Origin of the sequence: Streptomyces sp. NPDC048278 (assembly GCF_040652195.1) — a bacterium.
GTDB lineage: Bacteria > Actinomycetota > Actinomycetes > Streptomycetales > Streptomycetaceae > Streptomyces.
Genome location: NZ_JBEZLP010000056.1, coordinates 1 through 1,099, shown reverse-complemented (window position 1 = coordinate 1,099; position 1,099 = coordinate 1). Strand labels below are relative to the sequence as shown.

Genomic DNA, 1,099 nt, shown 5'->3' with positions numbered 1-1,099 from the left:
CGTCCGCACCGCAGGCGTCACCGACGGCCGCGGCTGTGCCTGTGCCTGTGCAAGGGGCGTCTCCTCCGGATGCGCCGGAACACCGTCGGCCTGTGACCGGACGGCCGGCTCCTGCCCGGGAGGGGTCTCATGGAGCGCATCCGAAGGTCCCGACGGCCGCCCGGCAACGGTGGGTTCGAACCCGGGCAGCCCCTCACCCTCGAATGCCGGTGGCGCGGCGTGCTCGCCGGGGCTTCCGGTCTCCGGGGCCGTCGGACCGGGCGACTCCACGCCCTCCAGCCAGGTCCTGACCGGTTCGCCCTCCAACCTGGGAACCCCGCCGAGCGCCTCCGTACTCAACGACGGGGGCTCGGAGACGCCGGAAACGCCGGCCCGCGGACCGCTGCCGCGCGCCGCCGTGCCCCCGGCATCGCCCTGTGCCGACGCACCACCCGCACCGCGCTCAAGCACCGTGCGGGTCCTGGGCGGAAGGATGCCTTCCGTGCCGATCGACGAGACCCCGGCATCCGACACGGATCCGTCCGACACGGGTCCGTCCGACATCGAGGACACGCTCGGCACCCGGCGCTCCTCGTCGCCGACCGACAGCCCGTCCGAGTCCGGGTAGTAGTCGCTGCTGCCGTCACCTCCCGACCAGAAAGAGTCGCTTTCCGACCAGATCGAGTCGTTCTCGGCGCGAGTAACTCCCGAATGTTCACTGTCGGTACTGCCGTCCCACAGGGTGTTCCCCTCTCCCGTCCCGGCAGAAGAGGATTCCGCTCCCTCGTACCCGTCCTCGGAGAACGTCGTCGTGCCGTCCGACGACAGGCTGTGCACGCTGCCCGGCCGCGACGGCCCGTCGGTCTCGTCCAGACCCTGCGCGAAGAAACTGTCACCGCCCTCAAGCGGGACATCACCCTCGAAGAAAGTCGGCGGCGCCTCTACGTCACCAGGTCCCGGCTCCTCCAGCGGAACATCCGGAACATCGTCGCCTTCCCCGCCCACCGGAATGTCCGATCGTTGGACGGTCCCATCGGCCCCGTCACCCGAACCAGGAAGATCCGGCCGCTCCGACAGATCCGGCACGTTCTCAACAACCCCCTCCCCCTCACCACCACGC

The 1,099-nt window shown here is 70.4% G+C and carries 2 protein-coding genes; both read left to right on the top strand.

The annotated features are described in order from the left end of the window. Positions 1 to 481: 481 nt before the first annotated feature. Positions 482 to 607 carry a hypothetical protein gene (locus tag AB0D74_RS47645; protein ID WP_362601901.1) on the top strand — a complete coding sequence of 42 codons (126 nt, stop codon included), beginning with the start codon at positions 482 to 484 and terminating at the stop codon, positions 605 to 607. 203 nt (positions 608 to 810) lie between these two features. Continuing rightward, a partial coding sequence (locus AB0D74_RS47640; RefSeq protein WP_362601898.1) for a hypothetical protein occupies positions 811 to 1,099 on the top strand: 289 nt, incomplete at its 3' end.